At 64.1% G+C, this 2262-nt stretch carries 2 protein-coding genes; both read left to right on the top strand.

Annotated features, from left to right (window positions below; genetic code table 11):
- Positions 1 to 148 precede the first annotated feature (148 nt).
- A complete protein-coding gene (gene istA, locus ACTQXM_RS08900; RefSeq protein ID WP_441016562.1) occupies positions 149 to 1381 on the top strand; it encodes an IS21 family transposase in 1233 nt (410 codons plus the stop codon).
- Positions 1381 to 2160 carry an IS21-like element helper ATPase IstB gene (gene istB, locus ACTQXM_RS08895; RefSeq protein WP_441016565.1) on the top strand — a complete coding sequence of 260 codons (780 nt, stop codon included), beginning with the start codon at positions 1381 to 1383 and terminating at the stop codon, positions 2158 to 2160. The genes istA and istB overlap by 1 nt, the downstream gene beginning before the upstream one ends.
- Positions 2161 to 2262 lie beyond the last annotated feature (102 nt).

The raw sequence follows: 2262 nt of genomic DNA, 5'->3' as shown, positions 1-2262 counted from the left end.
TGTTAATGCCAATATAAAAAGGGCCAGTTACACCAACGTAAAAATCCAATAGCACCAAGATAGATGTGCCAACAGCGCCAACGCATTTTGCCCAACCGCGCCAACGAAGGTACCCTCCCCTCGAGTAACCTTTCGAGAGGAGGACGATATGGAAAGGAACGTTATGGGCGAGTTGAGCATGTACAGGCAATCCGGCACCAAGCCCAACTTCAGCGAGATCGGCCGCAGGCACGGGATGAGCCGCAAGACCGTGGCCAAATACTGGCGAGCGGGCGGCGACCTCGACGACGGCAGGGCGTCGAGGGGCAGCGGCTTCGACCCGTTCCGGGAGGTGATAGAGGCAAAAGCCGAGCTTCCCGGCATCACGAAGAAGGCCGTCCACGAGTTCCTGCTGCACAGGCACCCGGACGCCCGCCTGCCGGGGTACAACGCCTTCACCGAGTACTGCAGGAAGAACGGCATCGCGTTCGGCGCGCTGCGCGCACCGGACGCGCACCCCCGCTTCGAGACCCCTCCGGGCCGCCAGATGCAGTTCGACTGGAAGGAGGGCATCACCATGGTGGACGCCAACGGCGAGGTCTTCGAGTTCAACGTGTTCTCCGCGACCCTGGGGTACTCGAGGCTCCACAAGTTCACCTACTCGGCCACCCGGACCACGGACGACCTGCTGGCCTGCCTGTTGGGCGCGTTCAAGTTCATGGGCGGCGTGCCGCAGGAGTGCCTCACCGACAACATGTCGTCGCTGGTCAACATGTCCACGGGCCGGCGCGTCAGGAACGAGAGGGCGTGGCGGTTCGCCAAGGAGGCCGGCTTCGACCTGCAGCTGTGCCGGGCGGGCGCCCCCCAGACCAAGGGGAAGGACGAGTCCGCCAACCGCTTCCTGAACAGGCTCTCGGCCTACGATCGCGACTTCGTGGGCCTGGACGGGCTGCTGGCGGCCATCGCGCGCATCGAGGCCAGGAGCAACTCGGAGCCCAACGACACGACGGGGCTGCCGCCCTCGGCGCTATTCATGCGGGAGAAGGAGTTCCTGCAGCCGATAGGCAACGCGACCCTGCTGGAATCGATGGTCGGCGACGTCTCTGATCAGGTGGTGCCGCCGACGATGCTCGTCAGGGCCGCCGGCAGGCAGTGGTCGGTGCCCCGCAGGTGCATCGGGAGGAAGGCCAGGGTGGTGACGATGCCGGGCGGGCAGATCCGCATCACCGTGGCGGGCGAGCTGGTCGCGGTCCACGACGCGGCGCAGGGCGCCAGCAAGATCAATTATACAGAAGAGCACTACGTGGAGGCCATGGCGGATAAGGCCTGGGCGGCCGACGAGGACATACGCGAGCAGGCGCGGGCGAACCTGGAGCTGCTCGGGCGGATGGGAGGAAAGTGATGGCGGATCCCGCGATCGAGGCCAGCCCCTACGTGAGGGCACAGAACAACCTGGGGACGCTGGGGCTGCACGAGATGTCGGCGCTTTTGCCCGACTACATGCGGATGGTGTCGGAGGGCGATGCGGACTTCTGCTCCGCGGTGGCGCAGATGACGCAGGTCGAGGTGGAGGCCAGGACGCAGAGGATCACGAGGCTGCGGATACGCTCGTCGGGGTTCCCGTGCGTGAAGACGCTGGCGGACTTCGACTGGTCCTTCCAGCCCTCCGTGCCCAGGCCCCTGGTTGAGGAGCTGGCGACGCTGAGGTTCGTGGACAGGGCCGAGAACGTGCTGCTGGTGGGCAGCCCCGGCGTGGGCAAGACCCACCTCGCCACCGCGATCGGCATAGAGGCCGTGAAGGCCGGCAAGGAGGTGAGGTTCATAGACTGCGCCAGGCTCGTGGACGACCTGAAGGACGCCCAGTCCAGGGGGATACTCAAGAAGAGGCTGAAGTACTACGCCCACTCGAAGCTGCTCATCATCGACGAGCTGGGCTACCTGGACATCGACGAGGGCGGCGCCGACCTGCTGTTCCAGCTGGTGAGCACCCGCTACGAGCAGCGGTCCACGATCATCACCACCAACGTTGGCATAACGGGATGGGCGAAGGTGTTCGGCGACGAGGTGGCCGCCAGCGCCATCGCCGACAGGATCTGCCACCACTGCCACGTCATCAAGATAACCGGCCGCTCCTACAGGCTCAAGGACGTGCCGACGGAAAGGAAGATGAAAGAAGAATAGCCAGAATTGGGCAATTTGCATTGGTGCGGCTGGACATCGTGAGCTGGCGCGATGGGGCAAAAATAATTGGCGCGATTGGGCAAAAATACATTGACGTTAACA

It is taken from the genome of Collinsella sp. LCP19S3_D3, assembly GCF_052121455.1.
In the GTDB taxonomy this organism is placed as follows: Bacteria; Actinomycetota; Coriobacteriia; order Coriobacteriales; family Coriobacteriaceae; genus Collinsella.
Note: the sequence above shows the minus strand (reverse complement) of the source record. Positions and strands in the feature narration are given on the sequence as shown.